Raw genomic sequence first — 21,883 nt, 5'->3', positions numbered from 1 at the left:
CCTCGAAGCTGCCAGGGTGTGGCGGGCCATGTTACGGCCGGGTGCTGCGGTGTTCGTGGATCGCCTCGAGCGTGGTGAGCAGCGTCTGGGCCGAGCGCGCCCAGCTGAAGGTCTTGATGTGTGCGGTCCCGGCGGCCACGAGTTCGGCGCGGCGCGCATCATCGTCGAGTTCGAGGATGCGGGCGGCCGCCTGCGAGGGGGCGTTGACGTCGAAGTAGAGGGCACCGTCGCCGGCAACCTCGCGGAAGATCGGCATATCGCTGATGACCGCGGGCACGCCGAGCTCCAGGGCCTCGGCCACCGGAAGCCCGTAGCCCTCATCCTTGCTGGCGGTCACCAGGATCGCCCGGTTCTGCAGCATGGCCTCGTACTCGGCGTCGGTCACCCCGTTGTGGAAGATCACGCTGGCACCGGTGGGGATCAGCTCCTCCAGCTCGGCCCGACGCTCGGGGGTGATCCGGCTCAGTAGGTGCAGGGTGTGCTCGGGCAGATCGCCCATCGCCCGAATCAGGGTTTCCACGTTTTTATAGGGCATAAACGAGCCCATGTACACGAGGTTGCGCGGTGCCCGGGAGGTGTCGGCGAGCGGCGCGTCTCCGCGTGGCTGCGGGGCATTGGGGATCACCACGACCGGGCGACGGGTGAGCTTTACCCGCTCAAAGTCCGCCTTCGAGGTCTCGCTCACGGTGGCCACCACATCGGCGGCATTCAGCGTGATGCGCTGCGGCAGGTACGACAGGTGAAACACCCGCCAGCCGAGCCGAATGGGCCACGCCAGGTTTTTCGGTGGGGTGCGGTGGCGGTAGTAGATCATGTCGTGCAGGGTCAGCACCAGGCCAAACCTGCGCCCGGCGGCACCGATGGTCTGCATCGCCGAGAACACCACGTCGGGGCGGTAACGGTTGAGGATGCGCGCGGTGAAGGGCTCGCGCCAGGATGTCGGCGCGTGGATCAGCAGGGTGTCTGCGTCCGCCGGCAGCGAGTCGCGCTGCGCCGGATCATGGATCAGGAAGGTCACCGGGGTGAGCTCGGACAGCGCCGCCGCCAGGCTGGCCGAATAGCGGCTGATCCCGTCGTGAAAATCGGTACGGATGTAGCGTGCATCGAACAGGATCTTCATCCCCCGAGCCTATCAGCGCACCACCGCAGACATGCCAGAGCCCCCGGCCGCTGGGCGACCGGGGGCGTGTGGAAATGTTGTTGGGGTTTAGCGTGCGCGGGCGGGGCGGGTGGACCGGCTGGTGATGACCTCACCGGGCTTGATCAGGCCCATCTTGACGGCACGGTTGTTGATTGCGAAGCGCTGTACGGCGAGCATCAGGGCCAGGTAGAAGGTCAGGGTGGCAACACCCAGGCCCTCGGCGACGAACAGGTCAACCAGGAGGTGCTGGGCGATACCCACGATCCACAGGACGCCGGTGAGCCAGGATCCCTGACGCATCGCGGTGCCGTTGTCCGACCACAGGCGCACGGTGTGGGCACGGTACAGGGCGATGCCGGCACCGATCGCGATGCTGACCAGGGTCAGGATCACATCGGAGACGGTCAGCGGGTGATCAGCCAGAAACCCGTAGGCGCGAGCCACACCGATGGCCGCCAGGATGATCCACAGCTTGTGGGAGGTGGTGAGGGGCTTGACCCGCAGCTGGTTGATGAGCAGCCAGGCGAGGATGACGACGCTAATAACAACATTGATCAGAATTTCCATGTCTTCAGTCTGCTCGGGCCACCCACCCCGGCGGATCAACCATCCGGGTGGAGAAACGGGTGGAGATCAAGGTCTAAGCCTTCCTTTGATGGGTAAATCACGCATGATTGAGTCATGAGCCTGACCAGTCCCGCCCCCGCTCACCGGCACTCCGACCGTGTGGTGAGCCCCGGGCGTACCCTCGCACGGATGATCGTGCACCTCTTCGGAGTGGTCGCCGCGGTGGCCGCTACCTTTGGTTTGGCCGGGCCATTTGCCACCAAAACCACCGCGATTGTGCTCACGCTGATCGCCTGCGTGCTGTGGTGTCTGGCCGCGTTCTACTGGCCTCGGCTGAGCGATACCGAGTTCTTCCGCGCGTGGTCACTGATTGTTATTCTCGGCGGGGTCGCCGGCGGGCTGGGCTCGGGCGGCGCATCGATCGTGGTTCCGGTGGCGGTGTTTGTGCTGCTGGGATCGCCCTGGATTCCGATTCCGCGCACACTCTGGGTCGGGGCGATTGGGCTCGCGGGCTACCTCATTGCGCGCCTGTTCGCTCCGGGGATTGAACCCAACGATCTGCCGCTGCTGATCAGCCTGGTCGGGGTGGTGGGCGTCTCGCTGATGCGCCGGATGGCCTCCACCGAGCGTGAGGCCGACCGCGCACTGCTCGTGCAGCGCGCGGAAACCGCGGCACTCGCCGAGCGCACCCGGTTGGCCCGAGACCTGCACGATGTGCTGGCGCACTCGCTGGGCGGACTGGTCATGCAGCTGGATGCGATCGATGTGATCGCCGAGGCCCAGTCGGCCGATCCGGCGCTGCGTGAGCGCATCCGCGGCGCACGCACCCTCGCCCAGGAGGGACTGGAGGATGCGCGCCGGGCGGTGGCCGCGCTGCGCGAATCCGGCTCGCTGGCCGAGGCCCTGGACACCCTGAAACGGCACGCGGATGCGCTGGGTCACGCGGTCACCATCGAAACCGAGGGGGATCTGGACACCGTGCCCGCGGCGGTCACCGACGCGCTGCGGGCGGCCGTGACCGAGGCTCTGACAAACGCCCGTAAGCATGCTCCCGGAGCGCCCAGTAAAGTGCGGGTGGAAACCTCGGCACACCGGTCGCTGGTGCGGATCTCCACCGGTGCCCCGGTCGCCGGTGCCGCCGGGTCGGCAATCCCCTCGGGCGGTCACGGTCTGGGCGGCCTGCGCGAGCGATTTAGCGCCCTGGGCGGGACACTGAGCGCGGGTGAGGTGGAGGGCGACTGGGTCGTCACCGGCGAAATCGAGTATCGCTAATGCGGGCCGAGATTCCCGGGGTCTGGGATACTAGAGTGCCCGGAAAAACCGCCGGGCCTGGCGAAGGGCCCCTGCTGATGAGCGACTCCACGGACATCCGGGTATTGGTAGCCGATGATCAGGCCACCGTGCGCGATGGCCTGGCCACGATCCTCGAATACTCACCCGGTGTGAGCGTGGTGGGCACCGCCGAAAACGGTGAGCAGGCAGTGGCGCTCGCTCGGGAAACCCGGCCCGACGTGGTGCTGATGGATCTGCGCATGCCGATCCTGGACGGTGCCGAGGCGACCCGACAGATCCGTGCCGAGCTGCCGGGCACCGCCGTGCTGGTGCTCACCACCTATGCCGATGACTCCTCGATCGCCGGGGCGCTGTCGGCCGGTGCCTCGGGCTACCTGACCAAGAGTGCGGGCCGCGAGCAGATCCTCGCCGCCCTGACCGCCACGGTCGCCGGGCAGCAGACGTTTGCCCCCGAGGTGGCCGCGGTGATGATCCGTGGGCTCGGGCAGCGCTCGGCCCTGCAGACCCTCGCCCGCGAGGCCGGACTGACCGAGCGCGAGAGCGACGTGCTCGAGCGGATGGGGCAGGGCGCGAGCAACCGCGAGATCGCCGAGGCAATGTTTGTCTCGCTCTCCACGGTCAAGACCCACACCAACAACCTCTTCGCCAAGCTCGGGGTCTCCTCCCGAGCCGAGGCAATCGCCAGGCTGGGCGAGAGCGGCTAAACCAGCCCCTCGCTCAGCCGGCCGTCGGCCATCTGCCAGCGACGTGTCAAACGCACGTTGTCCAGCATCCGGCGGTCGTGGGTGACCAGGAGCAGGGTGCCGGTGTAGCTTTCCAATGCCTGCTCAAGCTGTTCGATCGCGGCCAGGTCGAGGTGGTTGGTGGGCTCATCGAGCACCAGCAGGTTGACGCCGCGAGCCTGGAGCAGCGCGAGTCCGGCCCGGGTGCGCTCGCCGGGGGAAAGCTCATCCACCGGACGATCCACGTGGTCGGCGCGCAGTCCGAACTTGGCCAGCAGGGTCCGTACCTCGCCGATTTCCAGCTCGGGCAGCCGCGCGGCCATCGTTTCGGCCAGGGAGGCATCACCGACCAGCTGGGCGCGGGCCTGATCAACCTCGCCAATCGCGACGCCGGAGCCGAGCGAGGCGCGTCCGCTATCCGGGGTGAGCCGCCCGAGCAGCAGCGCGAGCAGGGTGGACTTGCCGGCGCCGTTGGCCCCGGTGATGCCGATCCGGTCGCCGCCGTTGACCTGCGCGCTGACCGGTCCAAACACGAAGCCGCCGCGATCCAGGGTCGCCGCATCCAGGGTGCACACCACGGCGCCCGAGCGGGCAGCCTGCCCGATGGTGAACTCGAGCTTCCACTCCTTACGCGGCTCCTCGACCTCCTCCAGATGGGAAATCCGGCTCTCCATCTGGCGCACCTTCTGCGCCTGCTTCTCGCTGGATTCCACCGAGGCCTTGCGCCGTATCTTGTCGTTATCGGGCGACTTCTTCATCGCGTTGCGCACACCCTGGCTTGACCACTCGCGCTGCGTGCGCGCCCGCGAGACCAGATCGGCCTTGGTATCGGCGTACTCCTCGTAGGCCTCGCGACGCTGGCGGCGGGCGGTTTCGCGCTCCTCCAGGTAGGCGTCGTAGCCGCCGCCGAACAGCGAGTTTCGGCCCTGGTGCAGGTCGAGCTCGAGGACCTTGGTGACCGCCCGGCCGAGGAATTCACGGTCGTGGCTGACCAGCACGGCCCCGCCACGCAGCCCCCGGATGAAGCCCTCCAGACGCTCCAGACCGTCGAGGTCGAGGTCGTTGGTGGGCTCATCCAACAGCGCGATATCGAACCGGGAGAGCAGCAGGGCGGCGAGGCCCACGCGGGCCGCCTGCCCGCCGGAGAGCGCGGTCATCGCGGTGTCGATGGGGAGATCCAGGCCCAGGTCGGCGAGCACCTCGGGGATGCGATCCTCGAGGTCCGCGGCCCCGCTGGCCAGCCAGCGGCCGAGCGCGCGGTCGTAGGCATCGGCGTTGGCACCGGTGGGATCGGGATCGGCCAGCGCGAGCGCGGCGGAATCCATCTCCGCCTGGGCGTCGGCGCAGCCGGTGCGGCGCTCGATATACGCGGTGATCGTCTCGCCCTCGACCCGCTCGCGCTCCTGCGGGAGGTAGCCAACAAACGCGTCGGCGGGGGAGCGGGTGATCGATCCAGAAACCGGGGGCACCAGGCCCGCGAGCACCCGCAGCAGGGTGGACTTTCCGGCACCGTTGACGCCGACGACGCCGATCACGTCGCCCTCGGTGACGGTCAGGTTCAGGCCCTCAAAGAGGATGCGGTGGCCGTAGCCTCCGGCGATGTCATGGACACCCAGCGTTGCACTCATGCCCCCATTCTTTCAGTCGCCGCCGATCGGATCGAGTCACACCCCGAATCACCCAAAAACATCCGGTTTCCCGGGAGAGCGCGACAGCACCTCACATCTGTTCTGCCAACGTGTGTCAACCTGCCCCGAATCCACGTATGGCCTCGCTAGGGTGGGGGTGAAACCCCGAATTTTCCTGAGGTGGCCCGATGGTTGAGCCGGGAGGTTCTTTCGAGACGGGGGCGTATATGGCGGCAACACTGATCATTTTGGCGCTCGCGATCGCCGCGTTTATGTCGAACCGCGTTCCGCTGGGGGTCGTGGCGCTCGGGGTGAGCCTCGCGCTGTGGGCCACCGGGGTGCTCAGCCTCGGGGAGGTCACGGCCGGGTTTGGGGATCCCACGGTCATTTTCATCGCCTCACTGTTTGTGGTGAGCGAGGCGCTGGAATCCACCGGCGTCACCACCTGGGTGAGCACCCAGGTCATCAGCCGCGCCGGCGAAAAGCGCTCCACGCTGATTCTGGTCGTGGGCATTCTCGGGGCAATCGCCACGGCTCTGATCAGCGTCAACGGCGCGGTGGCGGCCCTGGTTCCGGTGGTTGTGGTGGTGGCGATCCGAGCCAAACTCGCGCCCTCGCAGATGCTGATTCCGCTGGCCTTTGCCGCCCATGCGGGCTCGCTACTCGCGCTTACCGGAACGCCCGTCAACATCATCGTGAGCGAGCAGGCCGCCGGTGCCGGCGCGCGTCCGTTCGGGTTTTTTGAGTTCGCCCTGGTGGGTATTCCGCTGCTGGTGGGCACCCTGCTGATTCTGGTGTTTTTTGGCCGCTTCCTGCTGCCCACCCGGCCGTTTCGTACACCGATGGGGGATTTGCGAGCGCACGCCGAGACGCTGCGCGAACAGTACGATCTGGATGGCGGCTCCCGCCTGATCGGCGCCAAGAAGGGCATCTCCGAGGTGGTGGTCGCGCCGCGGTCGGAACTGATCGGGACCTACGCGTATCCGGGAATGGTAACCGGGAGTGGATCGCTGGTGATCCTGGCGATTCAGCGTGGCGGCGAGAACATTACCGAGGAGCATACGGTGCTGATGGCGGGGGACACCCTGCTGCTGACCGGCACCTGGTCGGACCTGACCCACGAGGTCGCGACCCCGGGCATGCTGGTGGTGGACGAGCCGGACATGCTGCGCCGCGGGGTGCCGCTGGGCATCGGTGCCAAGCGCGCGATGTTCACCCTGCTGGCGATGATCATCCTGCTGGCCACGGGGATCGTCCCGCCGGCCATTGCCGGTCTCGCGGCCGCGATGACCCTGGTGGTGACCGGGGTGGTGACCCCGCCGCGGGCCTACCGCAGCATCTCCTGGACCACCATCGTGCTGATCGGTGGGATGATCCCGCTCTCCACCGCCGTGGTCCAGACCGGCACCGCCGACCTACTGGCCACGGGACTGCTGGGCATCGTGGGGGACGGCTCCCCGCACCTGGCGCTGCTGGCGATCTGCGCGCTCACGATGGTGCTGGGCCAGCTGATTTCCAACACCGCCACGGTGCTGATCGTCGCCCCGATCGCGCTGGTTGTCGCCGGGGACCTGGGGGTATCGGTGCTGCCGTTCATGATGGCACTCACCGTGGCCGGGGCCGCCGCGTTCCTGACCCCGGTGGCGACGCCGGCCAACACGATGGTGCTGGAACCCGGCGGGTATCGCTTCGGCGACTACTGGAAGCTAGGTCTGCCCCTGCTGCTGTTTTTCCTGGCGGTCGCGGTGTTCTATGTGCCGGTCATCTGGCCGTTTTAGCGACGCCCGCGCGCTCGCGAGGCCCGCCCTTGCTAGCCTGGAGGTCCCGCGTTTTCTGGTGAAAGGTGCCGCATGGCCAAGAAGACTCCGGCCCCGGCCGGGACCCCCGCGCTGCGCGCGCTCGCCGAGGCTCAGATTGAGGTGATCGCGCATGAGTACGAGCACGATCCGGCCGAGAAAAACTTCGGGCTGGAGGCCGCCAGCAAGCTCGACCTGGACCCCGCCCGCGTCTTCAAAACCCTGGTGGCCAGCGTGGACGGTACCCTCACCGTCGCGGTGGTGCCGGTGGCTGGGATGCTCGATCTGAAGGCGCTCGCCCAGGCCGTGGGTGGCAAGAAAGCGGAACTCGCGGACACCGGCCTGGCCGAACGCAAGACCGGCTACATCGTTGGTGGAATCAGCCCGGTGGGTCAGAAGACGCCGCTGACCACGGTCATCGACGAGGAGGCCCAGCTCTACGACACCGTGTTTGTGTCCGGCGGTCGCCGCGGCCTCGACATCGAACTCGCCCCCGCAGACCTCGCCCGGATCACCGGCGCGACCTTCGCCCCGATCGCCAAGGAGCGGTAGGCGAGGCCCGCGTGCGGCACCAACGTCAGTAGGCTGTTGAGGGGCGAGCCTACTCGTGGGAGAGATCCACAAACCCCGCAGCCTGACGCCGCTGGGTGGCCTCGGCCTGCCGGTTGAGCCCGGTGCACCAGCTCGGATATACACGAAATCCGCGCTTACCCGGATGGGCCGACGAATGGAGTATCCCGAGCTCGGTGAGCCGGGTGGTGTCCCAGATAAACGCCCCGCGGTGCTCGCGATCCTCGATGAACACGATCATCCCGGCCAGGGTCGGGTCGGCGGTAAAGGGTTCGGTGATGCCGCCCTCGCCGCGCCGCCAGGCCGAGACAAATCCGCCCGGCTTGGTCGGGGTGATTCGCGCGGTGCGGATACGCCAGCGTGCAGAACCCAGGGTCACGATCCCCGAAGCGTAGTCGGCATTTTCCACATCGTCCTCCACGCGTGCCTGCGCGGTGTCCGACGGGTCAAACAGGCTGCCCCACCAGGGCGGCAATCGGGGATCCATCGGTCCAGTCTAGCGAGCCCCATTCATCCCGAAATTGATTTCTCAAACACCCGATTTTGGGATGCTCTGAACACGCTTCACGAGGTGCATAAAACGCATCCAAAGTTGCCCATTTGACACTATTTTTCGCATACTCAGAATATAAATAACGACCGCTTGACCAGGGGTTTAGGCGCATATCGCCTACGGTGAATCGCCGCACAACCAGCCATTTTGTTAGGATAGGTGACGTTGCGGGGTTGCCCGGAGCGTCGGTTTATAGCTGCCGGAACCCGTGTGGGACCCGCGCCGGCCGTTCGCACAGAGGCAACTTTCGCAGGTGATTTCCCCTCACCAAAACATGCCGAACTGAGGCCAAGGGCCGGAAAGGATGTCGTGGTAGAACGCATTGCGATTATTGGAGCGGGACCGAGTGGAATGGCGCAGTTGCGCGCCTTCGAGGCAGCACGCGAAAGCGGCGCCGAGATCCCCGAAATTGTCTGTTTTGAAAAGCAGGCCGACTGGGGCGGACAGTGGAACTACTCGTGGCGCACCGGAATCGACCAGCACGGCGAGCCCGTGCACTCCAGCATGTACCGCAACCTGTGGTCAAACGGGCCCAAGGAAGCCCTGGAATTTGCCGACTATTCCTTCGATCAGCACTTTGGAAAGCCGATCTCCTCCTACCCGCCGCGCGCGGTGTTGTGGGACTACATCGCCGGCCGAGTTGAGGCGAGCGACGTGCGACGCTTCGTACGTTTCAACACGATTGTGCGCTGGACCCAGGAAACCGAGGATGGTTTCACCGTGGCCTCGGAAAACCTCGCCGATGGCGAAACCACCACCGAGCACTTCGACCGGATCATCGTTGCCTCCGGTCACTTCTCCTTCCCCAACGTGCCCGATTTCGATGGGCTGGAGAACTTCACCGGCGAGGTCATGCACGCCCACGACTTCCGCGGTGCCGAGCGCCTGGCCGGCAAGCGTGTGCTGATGATCGGTGCCAGCTATTCGGCCGAGGACATCGGGATGCAGGCACATAAGATGGGTGCCGAACTCGTGACGCTGAGCTACCGCTCCCACGCGATGGGCTTCGACTGGCCCGCCGGGGTCGAGGAGCTGCCGCTCGCGGTCGGTTTCGATGGCAGTACGGTGACCTTCCGCGACGGATCGGTGCGCGAGGTTGACGCCGTGGTGCTCTGCACCGGCTACCTCCACAAGTATCCGTTCCTGCCGGACTCGCTCGCGCTATCCTCCCCGAACAACCTCTACCCGGACGGTCTGTACAAGGGCACCGTCTGGCAGGGCAACCCCAACCTGTTCTACGTGGGCGCGCAGGACCAGTGGTTCACCTTCAACATGTTTGACGCGCAGGCATGGTTTGTGCGCGATGTGATTTTGGGCCGCATTTCCCTGCCGGACGCCGAGGATCGGGCCGCGGATATCCGTCACTGGCTGGCCGAGTATGCGGCACTGCCGGACCACGACTCCGAGGTCGTCTATCAGGCGAACTACATTCGCGATCTGATCGAGCGCACCGACTACCCGATGTTCGACCTGGACGAGGTTGTGCGTATCTTCCAGTCCTGGCAGCACGATAAGCAGGTGGATATCGCCCGCTATCGGGATAAGACCTATCCCTCGGTGATGACCGGTACCATGGCCGCCGTGCACCACACCCCGTGGCTCGAGGAGATGGACGACTCGATCGAGCGCTACCTCACCCCGGTGGGGACCGTCGCGGATACTCGCGATGACGCGATCGATGTGGGAACCCGCGAGCGCGGCGTGACCGCCGCCGCCAGGGTCACCCGCCCGACCTCCCGCCGCTAGGTACCATCGCAAGCGGTCACGGCCGCCCCCGAACTCCGGGTGGCGGCCGTGACCGTGTGCGCGGCGGATATCGTGGGCCAGCACCTGCCCGCAGCCGCCCGCGGCTAACAGCAGCGCGCACCGGGATTCGTGTCCTGACGGGCGTAATGGTCGCGCCAAAAATCCCGTGCGCTGGGCACCGGCCGTCCCGGATGATTCAGGCGCTGATGGGTGACAAACACGCGGTAGGCGTCCTCACCCATCATCGACCCCAGGAATCGGTAGATTCGTGCCAGCGGCGCGAGAGCCCGTGACGTCCGCGCAGCGAGCATCCGCCACACCCCCATGATCAGTGCCCCGCTTTCTCGGGCCGCGCTTCCGCGGGGAGCGTTTTGAGATAGCGCGCCCACTCCCGCTCCAGGGCGCGTTCGGCCGGCATGGGGATGAGTCCGGCCGGAGCGAACCGGGTGGACGGGACAAACGGGTCCTCGGTGTTGGGGGCGGCGCCCCCTCCGAGCGCGCGCACGGTAGCGACCAGCGCGATCACGATGACCACGAGCGCGAGCCCCACAAACACGATGGACAGGGTTCCCTGCACCGCCGTATTTCGGACAACGGCCTCCATCGCGGGCACGTCTCGCGCCGCCCCCAGGCTGGTTTCACCCGCCGCCAGGGCATCGCGATAGGCCACGTGCTGAGCCCAGTAGCCCACCGCCGGGACCGGCGAGAAGATCTTGTACAGCGAGGCCGTCACCGTGACCACGGTGGCAACCGTGAGCGGGATGGCGACGATCCACAACCAGCGAGCGGCCCGGGTGCGGGCGGCGATGGTCAAACAGATGGCCAGCGCGATGGCCGCCAGGAGCTGATTGGCGATACCGAACAGCGGGAAGAACGTGTTGATCCCGCCGAGGGGGTCTGAAACCCCGAGGATCAGGATCGCACCCCAGGCCGCAACCATCACCCCGGTACAGAGCCAGACGCCCGGTTTCCATCCGTGGTCGCGGAACTTGGGGAAGAGGTTCCCCAGACCGTCCTGCAACATGAAGCGTGAGACTCGGGTGCCCGCATCCACCGCGGTGAGGATAAACAGCGCCTCGAACATGATCGCGAAGTGGTACCAGAACGCCATCATCGCCGGACCCCCGATGAGGGAGTGCATGATCTGTGCCAATCCCACCGCCAGGGTGGGGGCACCGCCGGTGCGCGAGACGATTGAGCCCTCACCCACATCCTTTGCGGTTTGCAACAGGAGGTCCGGGGTGAGGTTTACTCCGGTGAGTCCCAGCGAGTTCACAAACGCGACGGCACCCTCGACGGTGCCGCCGGTGGCACCGGCCGAGGCATTCATGGCGAAGTAGATGCCGCGGTCGATCGAGACGGCCGCGACCAGGGCCATGATCGCCACGAAGGACTCCATCAGCATGCCGCCGTACCCGATGAACCGGGTCTGGCGTTCCTTCTCGATCAGCTTGGGGGTGGTGCCCGAGGCTATCAGCGCATGGAATCCCGAGAGGGCCCCGCAGGCGATGGTCACAAACAGGAAGGGGAAGATCCCGCCGGAAAAGACCGGTCCGTCGGTGCGCCCGGCGAACTCGCTGAAGGCGGGAACCGTGATTTCGGGACGCACCAGGACGATCGCTCCGGCGAGCATCACGATCACGCCGATCTTCATGAACGTCGATAGGTAGTCTCGCGGGGCAAGTAACAGCCACACCGGCAGCACCGCGGCGACAAAACCGTAGATGATCACGGCCCAGGCGAGTGTGGTGCGATCCAGGTGGAAGATGGCCTGGCCCCAGTCGGTGGCGGCCACGGATCCGCCGCCGATGATTGCCGCAAGCAGCAGCACAAACCCGATGATCGAGATCTCGGTGATTTTGCCCGGTCGGAGATAGCGCAGGTAGAGGCCCATGAAGAGCGCGATCGGAATCGTCATGGCCACGCTGAAGACACCCCAGGGGCTCTCGCCCAGGGCGTTGACCACCACGAGCGCAAGAATCGCGATGATGATGACCATAATCGCCAGGGTTGCCAGTAGCGCGGCGAGGCCGCCGATGCGCCCAAACTCGTCGCGTGCCATCTGACCGAGCGAGCGTCCGCCCCGGCGGGTGGAGAAAAACAGCACCAGGTAGTCCTGGACGGCCCCGGCGAGGACCACACCCACGATGATCCAGATGGTCCCGGGAAGGTATCCCATCTGGGCGGCGAGGATTGGTCCCACCAGCGGCCCCGCGCCGGCGATGGCCGCAAAGTGGTGCCCGAAGAGCACGCGGCGATCGGTGGGCACGAAGTCGCGTCCGTCCGAGTGCACCTCGGCGGGGGTGGCCCGGTTGTCATCCGGTTTTACCAGAAAGCGCTCGATGACCTTGGAGTAGAAGCGATAGCCGATCAGGTACGTGCAGACCGCGGCAAAAACGAACCAGATCGCGTTGACGCTCTCCCCGCGCAGAATCGCGAGCATGTACCAGGCGGTGCCGCCGAGGAGCGCGATGGCCACCCAGAGGGCGATCTTCCAGGGTTTTCGACGCGCGGGAGTGGGCGGGCTATCGGCCACCGCGGGCGGTGGTGGGACCTGCGCCGATGTGGTGGCGTCTGGAGATGTTCTGGTGGAGCGGGAGCGATTGCCCGCCGAGTTCGCGACGTTGCGATGCACGATATTCCCCCGAATCTTGTGCTGGGTGTGAGCGAATTTAGCACGATGTCACGCGTTCAGGGGGAATTGTTCCGGATTGGTGTCTGTCATTTGGGATGCACCTCTGGCCGGAGGATCGGTGATCCCCCGGCCAGAGGTGGCTCCGTGCGCGCGTTTAGACGGTGGCGGGCACCGGCTCGTGCAGTCCGATCACCCGGTTGCGGCCGGCGAGCATTCCGAAGATCGCCTGGGCGATCACGATCCCCAGCAGGACAAACAGCGGGGTCTGCCAGGATCCGGTGGCATCGTGGATCAGTCCGATCACGATCGGGCCAAAGGCCGCGAACAGGTAACCGATCGACTGGGCCATGCCGGACAGTGCGGCGGCCTGTCCGTGGTGCGAGGTGCGAAGCCCAAACATGCTCAGCACGATCACGATCGAGGCGCCACCGGCGGCCCCCAGCAGTGCGGCCCAGAGAACAGCAAGGCTCGGATCAATCAGGACACCGATCACGCCGGCCGCCGAGAAGAGCGCGGACCCCAGTGCCAGTAGGCTCTGGCTCTGCGAGCGCTGCACCAGCGCCGCCGCGGTGATGGTCGAGAGGACACCCACCAGCTGAAGTTCGGACTGGTGGAATCCGGCGGTGGTGGCATCGATGCCGGCGGAGCGTTCGATCGAGGGCAGCCAGGTGATGATCGAGTAGAACACGGTGGATTGCAGTCCCATGAATGCGGTCACCTGCCAGGCCAGCGCGCTCTTCCAGGGCGAGCGGTACTGGGCGGGGTGCGGGTCCAGGGCGGCGGGGCGATCGTGGAGCGGCAGGGTGCGCGAGCGCAGCTGCGGCCAGAAGACCGCCAGCGCGATCACCGCGAGCCCAGCCCAGATACCCAGGGCTAACCGCCAGCCGCTGCCGTCGGCCCCGGCAATCGGGACGGCGAGCCCCGAGGCGATGGCCGCCGCGGTACCCTGCACGGCCGAGTACCAGCCGGTGACGCTGCCCACGCGGTCGGGGAAGTCTCGCTTGATCAGCGAGGGCAGGACCACATTGATCACCGCGATGGCGATACCCAGCAGCACGGTGCCGATCCAGAGGCCCGGGGACCAGGGCAGCGAGCGGATCACGATGGCGATCGCGAGCAACCCCAGGGAGGCGCCCAGCGCGCGCTCCATGCCGAGCTTGCGGGCGATCAGCGGGGCAATCGGGGAGACCAGCGCGAATGCGACCAGCGGAATTGAAATCAGCACCGAGGCGAGGGCCGCCGAGATGCCGTGGTCCATCTGGATATCGCCGAGCACGGGGCCCACCGGGGTAATGGCCGCGCGGAGGTTGGCGCCGATGAGCAGGATGCCCACCAGGAGCAGGCCGGTGCGGGCACCGCGGTTTGTGCTGGGTGGGGCTGAGGGTGTCGTCATGTGTGTTCTTTCGGTTAGACAGGTAAAAGTGTGGGGGCGCGGACGGGCACTCGGCGAGCGGTCCGCGGCGGGGTGTTTGCCAGTTAATCTCGGGGGAGTGTCCGGGATGCCCGTGGGGAGGTGTGGCGCCTCTCGGGATGCCTAGGACTCGGCGGGGGTAAACATGGACCGTGCGCACTCGACCAGGTGTGCGGCCAGGGCATCGGCGCGGTCCGCATCCCCGGAGACGATCGCATCCAGCAGTTCGTGGTGACTCTCGTGTCCGTGGGTGATGAAGGCGCGGAATGCCTCAACATCGTCCCCGTGGATGGGGAGCGATTCGAGCTGGGTAGCCACCGCGTCCAGATCCACATAGAGGTCGGCAAGGAGGGAGTTGCCTGCCGCGCGCACGATGATCTCGTGGAATTTCACGTCGTGGCCGATGTAGTCCTTCACATTATCCGATGCATCGCGCAGGGCCAGCGCCTCCCGTAGCGCCGCATGCTCGGCGGGTGTGGCACGTTCGGCCGCCCGGCGTGCCGTGTGACGCTCAAGCAGAGCGCGAACCTCAAGCAGGTCATCGAGGTGATCGGGGGACACTCGGCGCGTCAGCTGAACTTGGAGTTCGCTGCGAGCCCGGACGTAGGTTCCGTCGCCGGCGCGTGCCTCAAGCAGGCCCGAATGTACAAGCGAGCGCAGCGCCTCCCGCACGCTTCCGCGGCCGATCCCGTAGGTCTTGGCGAGGGTCATCTCGGTGGGGATGCGGGTACCCGGGGGCCACTCATCCGCGTCGATCTTGGCCCGGATGTCCGCGGCGACGCGCTGCGGTACCGTGACCGTGCGGGTGCTCAGGCCTCGGGTTGCGCTGGATTTCGGCGTGTTCTCGGGGGCGGAGTTGTTGATCGAAGTTGGGGCGGAGGCGGTGTTTTTTGGCACGCGTTAAATGTAGGACATTTAGGACCAAATCACAATCGGTTTGTTCTGAGTCTCTGGGAGTCCAGCAATTTATCGGGAGAATCCGGCAACACTGGAGGACAGGTTGCACGGCATCACACCGCGGGGGGCGGGGTGGCCGCCAACCGGAACGGAAGCGAAAACCTCTCATGTGGGAAACCTCCGGCCGACTCCTTCGGCTACTCGCACTTCTCCAACAGCGCCACGGTTGGTCCGCCGATCAACTGGGCCGACAGCTGGGTGTCACCGCGCGCACCGTCAGGCGTGATATTGCCCAGCTCCGCGAGGGTGGATATCCGATCGAATCCACCTTCGGAACCGGCGGCGGCTACTACCTCGACCCCGGCACCGCCCTACCGCCGATCGTGATCGACGCGGATGAGGCCGTGGCCGTGCAGCTTGCCCTGCGTGCAGCGAAGATGCATCGTGAGTACCGCGATGAGCTCCTGGACACGGTGAGCGAGAAAATCAGCGCGGTCATGCCGGGCAAGCTCGACTCGACGATGGAGGCTCTGTACCGGCATGCGGACTTCCTGGACATCTCGCACCTGGCGGGGATGGCGATCGATGCACCGCCACCGCTGCTGTTGATCCGGCTCGCCCGCGCCTGTCGGGAACGTCGACGGGTGGATGCCGAGTTTTCGGATCCCGTGGGACGGATCATCAATCGCCGGATCGAGCCGTTGAGACTGGCCTATTCGCGGGGTGCCTGGCACGCGGTTGTATTTTTGCTGGAATCGGCCGAGTGGAAGGTGATCCCGCTGGAGCGATTCCGCCGGGTGGTGATCACCTCGGTGGTTTCGGTACCGCGTCGGGAGCCCGCGATGGATCTAGACCGATTTGTTCGCGAACACACCGGCGCGCCGGCACTGAGACAGTACGTGGTGCGCATCGAGCGAGACCTCTCCCGGGTGCGCCGCTGGGTGCTGCCGGCCTGGGGCAGGGTGGAGCGAGCGGGGGAGGGGAGCAGCGTGATTCGCATCACCGCCCCCGATCCCGATGCCGTCGCCCGGTGGCTGTTACTCCTGGACGCCGACGTGGAGGTACTGGAGCCGGATGACCTCAAGCTCGCCTTTGCCGAATTGGCCGCGCGGGCGTCACGCGCTAGCGGGAGAGAGGCCGAGGTGCCCAGCGAGGTCGCCTAGCGTTCTGCATGCCTGACTGTCTTAGCGGATGAGCCGCGGAACCATGCGGACATAGACGAGCATGCCGGCCAACTCAACCAGCGTCTGGGTGACCACCACCAGGGCCGCCGCGTGCAGCGGTGCGGGCAGGGCGAGGGCGAGGGGCAGGACCACCAGGGAGTTTCTGGTGGCGCCGCTCATGGTCAGTGCGCGAGTGCCCGGAACATCGAGGCGAAAGACTCTTCCGGCCAGCATGCCCAGCGGGAACATGACAAGCAGGAACAGCACGAAGGTGGGAACCGCGATCAGCACTGTGCCGATGTCTGCGCCGATCTGAGCGCTCTGCGCCCCCACAACCGTAAACAGGGTGGCCATCATCAACGGAACCATGCCCGCGGTGCCGGCCCGTTCGAGGCTGCGCGCGAGACGCGAGCGGTGACGTGTGGCCTGTACCGTGGCCGCCACGATCAGCGGAACAAGAAGGAGCACGGCCAGGGCTTCGATAAACGGTCCGGGCTCGATGTGCAGGGATCCGACATCCACCATCAGCGGCAGGTAGAGCGGAATCAGTACGGCCTGCATCAGGAGGAGCAGTGGAGCGGTGGCGAGCAGGCGGTCGCGGGCACCACCGGCGAGTCCGGTGAACGCGATGACATAGTCCACACACGGTGCCAGCAGGACCAGCACCAGGCCCACCCGGATGCCCGTGTCCACCGGGTTTGCGGCCAGTAGGAGTCCAAAATCGGTGCGGGTCAGCAGCCACACCGCTGCCGGTACCACCACAAAGTTCAGGGTGAGAATCGCCCCGATAAAGCGCACGTCGCGGAGGGCGGGCCCGAGTCGGGCGAGCGGTACCCCGAGGAACGTGGCACACATGAGTAGCGCCAGGATCGGGGTGAGCGCGACCTCGAGTGGGTGGGCGAGTCCCGGGGCCCAGGTCCCCGCCGCGATGCCCAGGAGCACCGCGGCGAGGCACAGTGGGAGTTGGAAGCGTTCGAGGCGCTCGATTATGGCTCGACCTGGTCGGGGTGTGAGCCCACGCGTCCATCCTCACGGCCCAGGGTATCGATTAGGGCGAGGTCGCTCGGGGTGAGGTCGAAATCGTCCAGGGCGAGGTTTTCGGCCATCCGGGACGGGGTGACCGACTTGGGGATCACGATGCGTCCCTGCTGCAGGTGCCAACGCAGAATGACCTGCGCCGGGCTGCGATCCACCCGGGCTGCGATCCGGGCGATCTCGGGATCCTCCAATCCCTTGCCACGCGCCAGCGGACTCCACGCCTCGGTGGCAATTCCATGCTCGCGGTGAAAGGCGACGGCCTCGTGCTGGGGCAGTGCGGGGTGCAGCTCGATCTGGTTGATCGCGGGAATCACCTCGGCCCTCTCCAGCAGACGGGTCAGGTGGGCGGGGGTGAAGTTGGAGACGCCGATCGCACGTACCCGACCGTCGGCATAGAGCCGTTCCAGGGCCCGCCAGGTCTCGCGGTACAGGTCTTGCCGCGGGCAGGGCCAGTGGATCAGGAACATGTCGAGGGTGTCGAGCCCCAGCAGTTCCATGCTGTGATCGAAGGCGGTGAGGGTTTTGTCAAAGCCGTGTTCGGTGTTCCAGACCTTGCTGGTGATGAATAGCTCGTCACGTGTGAGCCCCGATTCGGCGATGGCTCTGCCAACCCCGGCCTCGTTGCCGTAGAGCGCGGCGGTATCGATGCTGCGATAGCCCAGGTCCAGTGCGGATGCGACCGCGGCACGGGTTTCCTCGTCCGGAACCTTATAGACGCCAAACCCAACCTGGGGAATGACAACACCATTGTTCAGGGTTACGTTGGGTGTGGTCACGTGTTCTCCTTGCTCGCGAGTGTTTCTAATCTACTCATAGCGGGGTGAACCCGCGAAGCACATCCCATTTGCGTCACGCCCACGAAACTCACGGAAATCGCTGCCAATCTGGTGTGACGCCAAACCGAAAGGGTTATCGATGTCTGCTCCTTCCGTTCGTCTTGCCATTACGGGTTCCACCGGTGCACTGGGAGGTGCGGTTGCGGCGGCGCTCGCCGAAGCCGGACGCGAGCAACGCCTTATCGTGCGCAGCGCCGGTCGTGCCCCGCGGCTGGAGGGGGCAAGCATCGCCACCGCGTCCTATGGGCACACACCCGAGGCTAAGGATGCGCTGCGTGGCATCGACGTGTTGTTTATGGTGTCCGCGGCCGAGAGCGCCGACCGGGTGGCCGAGCATATCGGGATGATCAATGCGGCCGCCGAGGCCGGGGTCACCCACATCGTCTATACCTCGTTTGTGGGTGCGGCCGAAGACTCGGTCTTCACCCTGGCCCGGGATCACTGGGCCACCGAGCAGCACCTTCGTGCCAGCGGCGTGAACTACACGATCCTGCGCGATAACTTTTATCTGGATGCCCTGGTGAGCTTTGCCGATGCCAACGGCGTTATCCGCGGTCCGGCCGGTGAGGGCCGGGTCGCCGCGGTGGCCCGCCGCGATATCGCCGCCGTGGCCACCCGGATTCTGCTGGACCCGGCAGCGCACCGCGGCCACACCTACACGCTGACCGGACCCGCCTCGATCACCCTCGCCGAGGTGGCCGAAGCCCTAACCCGGCACACCGGCACCCCGACCCGATTTGAAAACGAGACGGTCGAGGAGGCCTACGCCTCTCGCGCCCACTACGGGGTGCCGAGCTGGCAGGAGGACGCCTGGGTGTCCACCTATACGGCGATCGCCGCGGGCGAGTTCGACGTGGTGACCGACGACATCCGGCTGCTCACCGGCGAGCCGGCTACCGGGATCGAAGCCCTGCTGACCAGCGCTGAATAGCGCCGTCGCCGGTTAACACCGCTGAATTGCACGCTCGCCGTCGCCGGTTAACGCCGCTGAATTGCACGCTCGCCGTCGCCGGTTAACGCCGTCGAACTACACGGTCGGCCATCGCGGGGTAGCACCGCTGACCGGCGCCGGGGAGCGCCGTTCGCTAGGCTGGGATGGTGGACACCGCGGGTGTCCACCATCTTGCTGCATGGCGAAAGGGATCATCATGGGAACCATCGGCCTGATTTTGGGTATCGCAATCGTGGCGGTGGTCCTGGTGCTGTTCCTGCGCCGATCCCGGTCGGTGTTTGCCGAACAGGGTACCGCGGGCACCCCCACCGAACGCGGTGGCGTCGCCGACGCGAACCGGTTTGATATCGTGCAGATTCCCGCCGATGAGCCCGGCGCGCGCGAGTACATTCTGCGGGATGACAAGACCGGATCGCGCATCCAGGTGATGACCGTGTTCACCCGCGCGCAGGTGGTTCAGGTGGTCATCCCCAAGAAGTACCTGGGCACCGGAGTGGAGTTCGAACTGTTCCACGCGGTTGCCGCCAACCTCCCCGAGGTGGAGAACTGGACCTGGCCGCCGATGACCGTCGAGGGCCGTGACGCCCTGGCCCGCTACGTTCGCGAGAACCCCGGCGTCGTGTTCTACGACTCCAACGGACTGCAGATCCGCTAGCGATCTAGCGCTCGTTAGCTCTCATCGGCGGCTCCGATCGGCCCCAGCAGGCTTGCAGCCACCGTGGCGTGGGCGGATTCGGCATCCGAGGGGTGGAAGATTCCGGCAAGCACGTCGCGGTAGAGCCGGGACAGCTCGTTGGAGTTGAAGTAGCTCGAGCCGCCGGAAACTCGGATCGCATGGTCCACCACCCGGCGTGCCTGCTCGGTGGCGCGATGCTTGAGACCGGAGAGCTGGGCGAACCAGCGCGCGCCATGTGGGGCATCGGTATCGAAGTCTCGGGCAATGGTGGCGAGCTGGGGAAGAATCGCATCGATCAGCAGACCCGCGTCGGCGATCTGCCACCGGATGTCTGGGTCATCGGAATACGGGCGCCCGGACTTTTTGGAGCGCCGGGTGGTGACCGTCTGCACCGCGAGCTCCAGCGCGCGCTCGGCGATGCCGGTATAGACCGAGGCCAGCAGGATCTCAAACGCCGCAAAGATGCCAAAGATGAGGGGATCCCCGCCCGGGCCCACATCGAGTCGACGGACCACTCGTTCGGCCGGGGCATAGGCCCCGTGCAGCTCGGTGGTGCGCGACTGGCTCGCCCGCATCCCCAGGGTGTCCCAGTCGTCACGGTGCACCACGTTTTTGTCGCGAGCCACAAAACCGAAAACGATTTTGGGGGCATCGGGTGACGAGCTGTCGCGACCCATGGTGCCCAGGTGGGACCAGGCGGGGGAGAGCGAGGTGAAGATTTTGGTGCCGGTGAAGCGGTAGCCACCGGTCCCATCGGGTTCGGCAACGGTGTCCGAATCGAAGAGGACGAGGTCATTTCCAGCCTCGCTCACACCGAAGGCAAACACTTCACCAGCGACCGCCCCACGCAGCACAAAGTCCAGGCTTGAGTCGCCGCGCTCATACAGGTAGCGGGCGACCGAAACCCAGACCTGATGCATGTTGATGGCCAGTGCCGTGGCCGGTGCAGCCCCGGCCAGCAACCGCTGGGCGCGGCTGAGCTCGGGCAAGCCAAAGCCCGAACCGCCGAGTTCCACCGGTACGCCGGCACTCAGATAGCCGGCCGCCGTCAGATCGGCCAGGTCCGCATCAAAAAAGACGTTGTGTGCATCGTTTTCGGCCGCGCGTGCGTGGATCGCCGCCAGGACCTCCGCGGTCAGGATCGATTCGGCAGAGGCAGAGGCAGAGGCAGAGGCAGGGCTGGTGTTTTCGGTCATAAATCCCACCATACGCCGACCACTATCCACTCGCATCGGTCCGCGAAACCTGTGGAGAAAAAGCTAGCTGTGCAGGGCTGTGAGCAACTCGGCAAACTCGGCAAAGGCCCGCTCACTGGCCGCACGCGCGGGCTCCAGAGCGTCCACCATCACCAGGAAGCCGTGCGGGAGCCCCGGCTCGGTCCGCACGCTCACCAGGGTGCCGGCCGCCTGCAAACGCTGGGCGAACGCGATGCCCTCATCGTGGAGGGGATCCAGCTCGGCCGCCACCAGCAGCGTGGGAGGGAACCCGATCACCGAACCAGAGATGGGGGACACACTGGAGGCACCTCGGTCGATACCCGCGGGCACCCACTGCTCGATGTACCACTCCAGGTCCGCCGTATCCAGTCCGTGCCCGGTTCCATACTTTTCGACGCTGGGGAAGGAGAGGGTCATATCGGTCATCGGGTAGCCCAGCAAAAGCGCGTGGACCCGCTCACCCTGCGCGAGCAGACGCGCGGTTGCCAGGAGCGCGATGGCCGCCCCGGCGCTGTCTCCGGCCAGCGCGATCCGCGGGGTCCGGGTCCGTGCGTAGGCGACGGCGGCGATCGCATCATCCACGGCGGCCGGTGCCGGGTGCTCAGGCGCTCGGCGATAGTCGACGGCGATGACCGCGGTGGAGGTGGCCACCGCGAGGCGTCGGCACAGGGCGTCGTGGGAGGCCAGATCGCCCACCACAAAGCCGCCACCGTGCAGGTAGACGATGCTGGTTTCGGGATCCGCCTCGGCCGGAACATAGGTGCGTACTCGCACATCGGCGCCCACCGTGGACTCCAAGACCGCGGCCATTGCCGGCCCGGGGGCGCGGGTGGACGCCCGATCGGCCCCTCGGCCACGCACCCGTTCGACGCCGAGTTCGCGGCATCCGGGGCCGCTATCCGCACGGATAGCCTCCAGCCAGGCGCTCATGTCCGGGTGCAGGGGAACGGGGGAATCCGGGGTCGTGCTCATGAGCGCAGATTATCACGCGGGGACCGGTACCGAGACGAACACGGCGTCCCGCGATGTTTCGTCTGCCCCA

At 66.3% G+C, this 21,883-nt stretch carries 20 protein-coding genes; 8 read left to right on the top strand and 12 right to left on the bottom strand.

The window, feature by feature from the left end:
- Positions 1–31: 31 nt before the first annotated feature.
- Both M2390_RS13060 and M2390_RS13055 read right to left on the bottom strand, forming a co-directional pair.
- Entirely contained in the window at positions 32–1,120 is a 1,089-nt protein-coding gene (locus tag M2390_RS13060) for a glycosyltransferase family 1 protein (RefSeq protein ID WP_259179378.1), read from the bottom strand.
- Positions 1,121–1,207: 87 nt separating this feature from the next.
- Positions 1,208–1,708, bottom strand: a complete 501-nt coding sequence (locus M2390_RS13055) for a hypothetical protein (RefSeq protein WP_259179376.1) — start codon at positions 1,706–1,708, stop codon at positions 1,208–1,210.
- A 114-nt stretch (positions 1,709–1,822) separates the two neighbouring features.
- Between M2390_RS13055 and M2390_RS13050 the strand changes: the two genes are divergently transcribed.
- Together M2390_RS13050 and M2390_RS13045 are read left to right on the top strand one after the other, a co-directional pair.
- Positions 1,823–2,980, top strand: coding sequence for a sensor histidine kinase (locus M2390_RS13050; protein WP_259179374.1), 1,158 nt, complete (start codon positions 1,823–1,825; stop codon positions 2,978–2,980).
- A 77-nt stretch (positions 2,981–3,057) separates the two neighbouring features.
- Entirely contained in the window at positions 3,058–3,705 is a 648-nt protein-coding gene (locus M2390_RS13045) for a response regulator transcription factor (protein ID WP_259179372.1), read from the top strand.
- On the opposite strand, the gene abc-f is transcribed toward M2390_RS13045, so the two are convergent.
- Positions 3,702–5,351 (bottom strand): ribosomal protection-like ABC-F family protein, encoded by a 1,650-nt coding sequence (abc-f, locus tag M2390_RS13040; RefSeq protein WP_259179370.1) that lies wholly within the window; start codon positions 5,349–5,351, stop codon positions 3,702–3,704. The two genes, M2390_RS13045 and abc-f, sit on opposite strands and share 4 nt — an antisense overlap.
- A 227-nt stretch (positions 5,352–5,578) precedes the next feature.
- On the opposite strand from abc-f, the gene M2390_RS13035 reads away from it, so the two are divergent.
- Positions 5,579–7,129, top strand: coding sequence for an SLC13 family permease (locus M2390_RS13035; protein ID WP_259179368.1), 1,551 nt, complete (start codon positions 5,579–5,581; stop codon positions 7,127–7,129).
- Positions 7,130–7,201: 72 nt separating this feature from the next.
- Positions 7,202–7,699, top strand: coding sequence for a Cys-tRNA(Pro) deacylase (gene ybaK / locus M2390_RS13030; protein WP_259179367.1), 498 nt, complete (start codon positions 7,202–7,204; stop codon positions 7,697–7,699).
- A gap of 49 nt (positions 7,700–7,748) precedes the next feature.
- On the opposite strand, the gene M2390_RS13025 is transcribed toward ybaK, so the two are convergent.
- On the bottom strand, positions 7,749–8,204 hold the full coding sequence (locus M2390_RS13025) for a MepB family protein (RefSeq protein ID WP_259179366.1): 456 nt from the start codon (positions 8,202–8,204) through the stop codon (positions 7,749–7,751).
- A 375-nt stretch (positions 8,205–8,579) separates the two neighbouring features.
- Between M2390_RS13025 and M2390_RS13020 the strand changes: the two genes are divergently transcribed.
- Entirely contained in the window at positions 8,580–10,016 is a 1,437-nt protein-coding gene (locus tag M2390_RS13020; RefSeq protein ID WP_259179365.1) for an NAD(P)-binding domain-containing protein, read from the top strand.
- 104 nt (positions 10,017–10,120) lie between these two features.
- Here M2390_RS13020 and M2390_RS13015 read toward each other — a convergent pair whose 3' ends face one another.
- The 4 genes from M2390_RS13015 to M2390_RS13000 all read right to left on the bottom strand — a co-directional run bounded on the left by M2390_RS13015 (position 10,121) and on the right by M2390_RS13000 (position 14,959).
- Entirely contained in the window at positions 10,121–10,327 is a 207-nt protein-coding gene (locus M2390_RS13015; protein ID WP_259179364.1) for a YbdD/YjiX family protein, read from the bottom strand.
- A gap of 17 nt (positions 10,328–10,344) precedes the next feature.
- Positions 10,345–12,552, bottom strand: a complete 2,208-nt coding sequence (locus M2390_RS13010; RefSeq protein ID WP_259179363.1) for a carbon starvation CstA family protein — start codon at positions 12,550–12,552, stop codon at positions 10,345–10,347.
- A gap of 253 nt (positions 12,553–12,805) precedes the next feature.
- A complete protein-coding gene (locus M2390_RS13005) occupies positions 12,806–14,044 on the bottom strand; it encodes an MFS transporter (protein WP_259179361.1) in 1,239 nt (412 codons plus the stop codon).
- Positions 14,045–14,185: 141 nt separating this feature from the next.
- A complete protein-coding gene (locus tag M2390_RS13000) occupies positions 14,186–14,959 on the bottom strand; it encodes a FadR/GntR family transcriptional regulator (protein WP_259179359.1) in 774 nt (257 codons plus the stop codon).
- Positions 14,960–15,126: 167 nt separating this feature from the next.
- On the opposite strand from M2390_RS13000, the gene M2390_RS12995 reads away from it, so the two are divergent.
- Positions 15,127–16,122 carry a YafY family protein gene (locus tag M2390_RS12995; protein ID WP_259179358.1) on the top strand — a complete coding sequence of 332 codons (996 nt, stop codon included), beginning with the start codon at positions 15,127–15,129 and terminating at the stop codon, positions 16,120–16,122.
- 21 nt (positions 16,123–16,143) lie between these two features.
- Here the strand turns inward: M2390_RS12995 and M2390_RS12990 are convergent, their stop codons facing one another.
- The gene (locus tag M2390_RS12990) at positions 16,144–17,064 is read right to left on the bottom strand and encodes an arsenic resistance protein (protein WP_259179355.1); all 921 of its coding nucleotides are present in this window, start codon (positions 17,062–17,064) and stop codon (positions 16,144–16,146) included.
- A 44-nt stretch (positions 17,065–17,108) separates the two neighbouring features.
- Complete coding sequence (locus tag M2390_RS12985; RefSeq protein WP_259179352.1) at positions 17,109–17,936, bottom strand: aldo/keto reductase; 828 nt, start codon at positions 17,934–17,936, stop codon at positions 17,109–17,111.
- A gap of 139 nt (positions 17,937–18,075) precedes the next feature.
- On the opposite strand from M2390_RS12985, the gene M2390_RS12980 reads away from it, so the two are divergent.
- On the top strand, positions 18,076–18,927 hold the full coding sequence (locus tag M2390_RS12980) for an SDR family oxidoreductase (protein WP_259179351.1): 852 nt from the start codon (positions 18,076–18,078) through the stop codon (positions 18,925–18,927).
- Between the two features lie 217 nt (positions 18,928–19,144).
- Positions 19,145–19,603, top strand: coding sequence for a hypothetical protein (locus M2390_RS12975; protein ID WP_259179350.1), 459 nt, complete (start codon positions 19,145–19,147; stop codon positions 19,601–19,603).
- Between the two features lie 14 nt (positions 19,604–19,617).
- Here M2390_RS12975 and M2390_RS12970 read toward each other — a convergent pair whose 3' ends face one another.
- Entirely contained in the window at positions 19,618–20,820 is a 1,203-nt protein-coding gene (locus tag M2390_RS12970; protein WP_259179347.1) for an acyl-CoA dehydrogenase family protein, read from the bottom strand.
- A 63-nt stretch (positions 20,821–20,883) separates the two neighbouring features.
- Positions 20,884–21,813 carry an alpha/beta hydrolase gene (locus M2390_RS12965; protein WP_259179345.1) on the bottom strand — a complete coding sequence of 310 codons (930 nt, stop codon included), beginning with the start codon at positions 21,811–21,813 and terminating at the stop codon, positions 20,884–20,886.
- Positions 21,814–21,883: the final 70 nt, after the last annotated feature.

The organism is Mycetocola sp. BIGb0189 (assembly GCF_024810155.1).
GTDB lineage: Bacteria > Actinomycetota > Actinomycetes > Actinomycetales > Microbacteriaceae > Mycetocola > Mycetocola lacteus.
The sequence above is the reverse complement of the archived record's forward strand: the minus strand, read 5'-3'. Positions and strand labels throughout refer to the sequence as shown.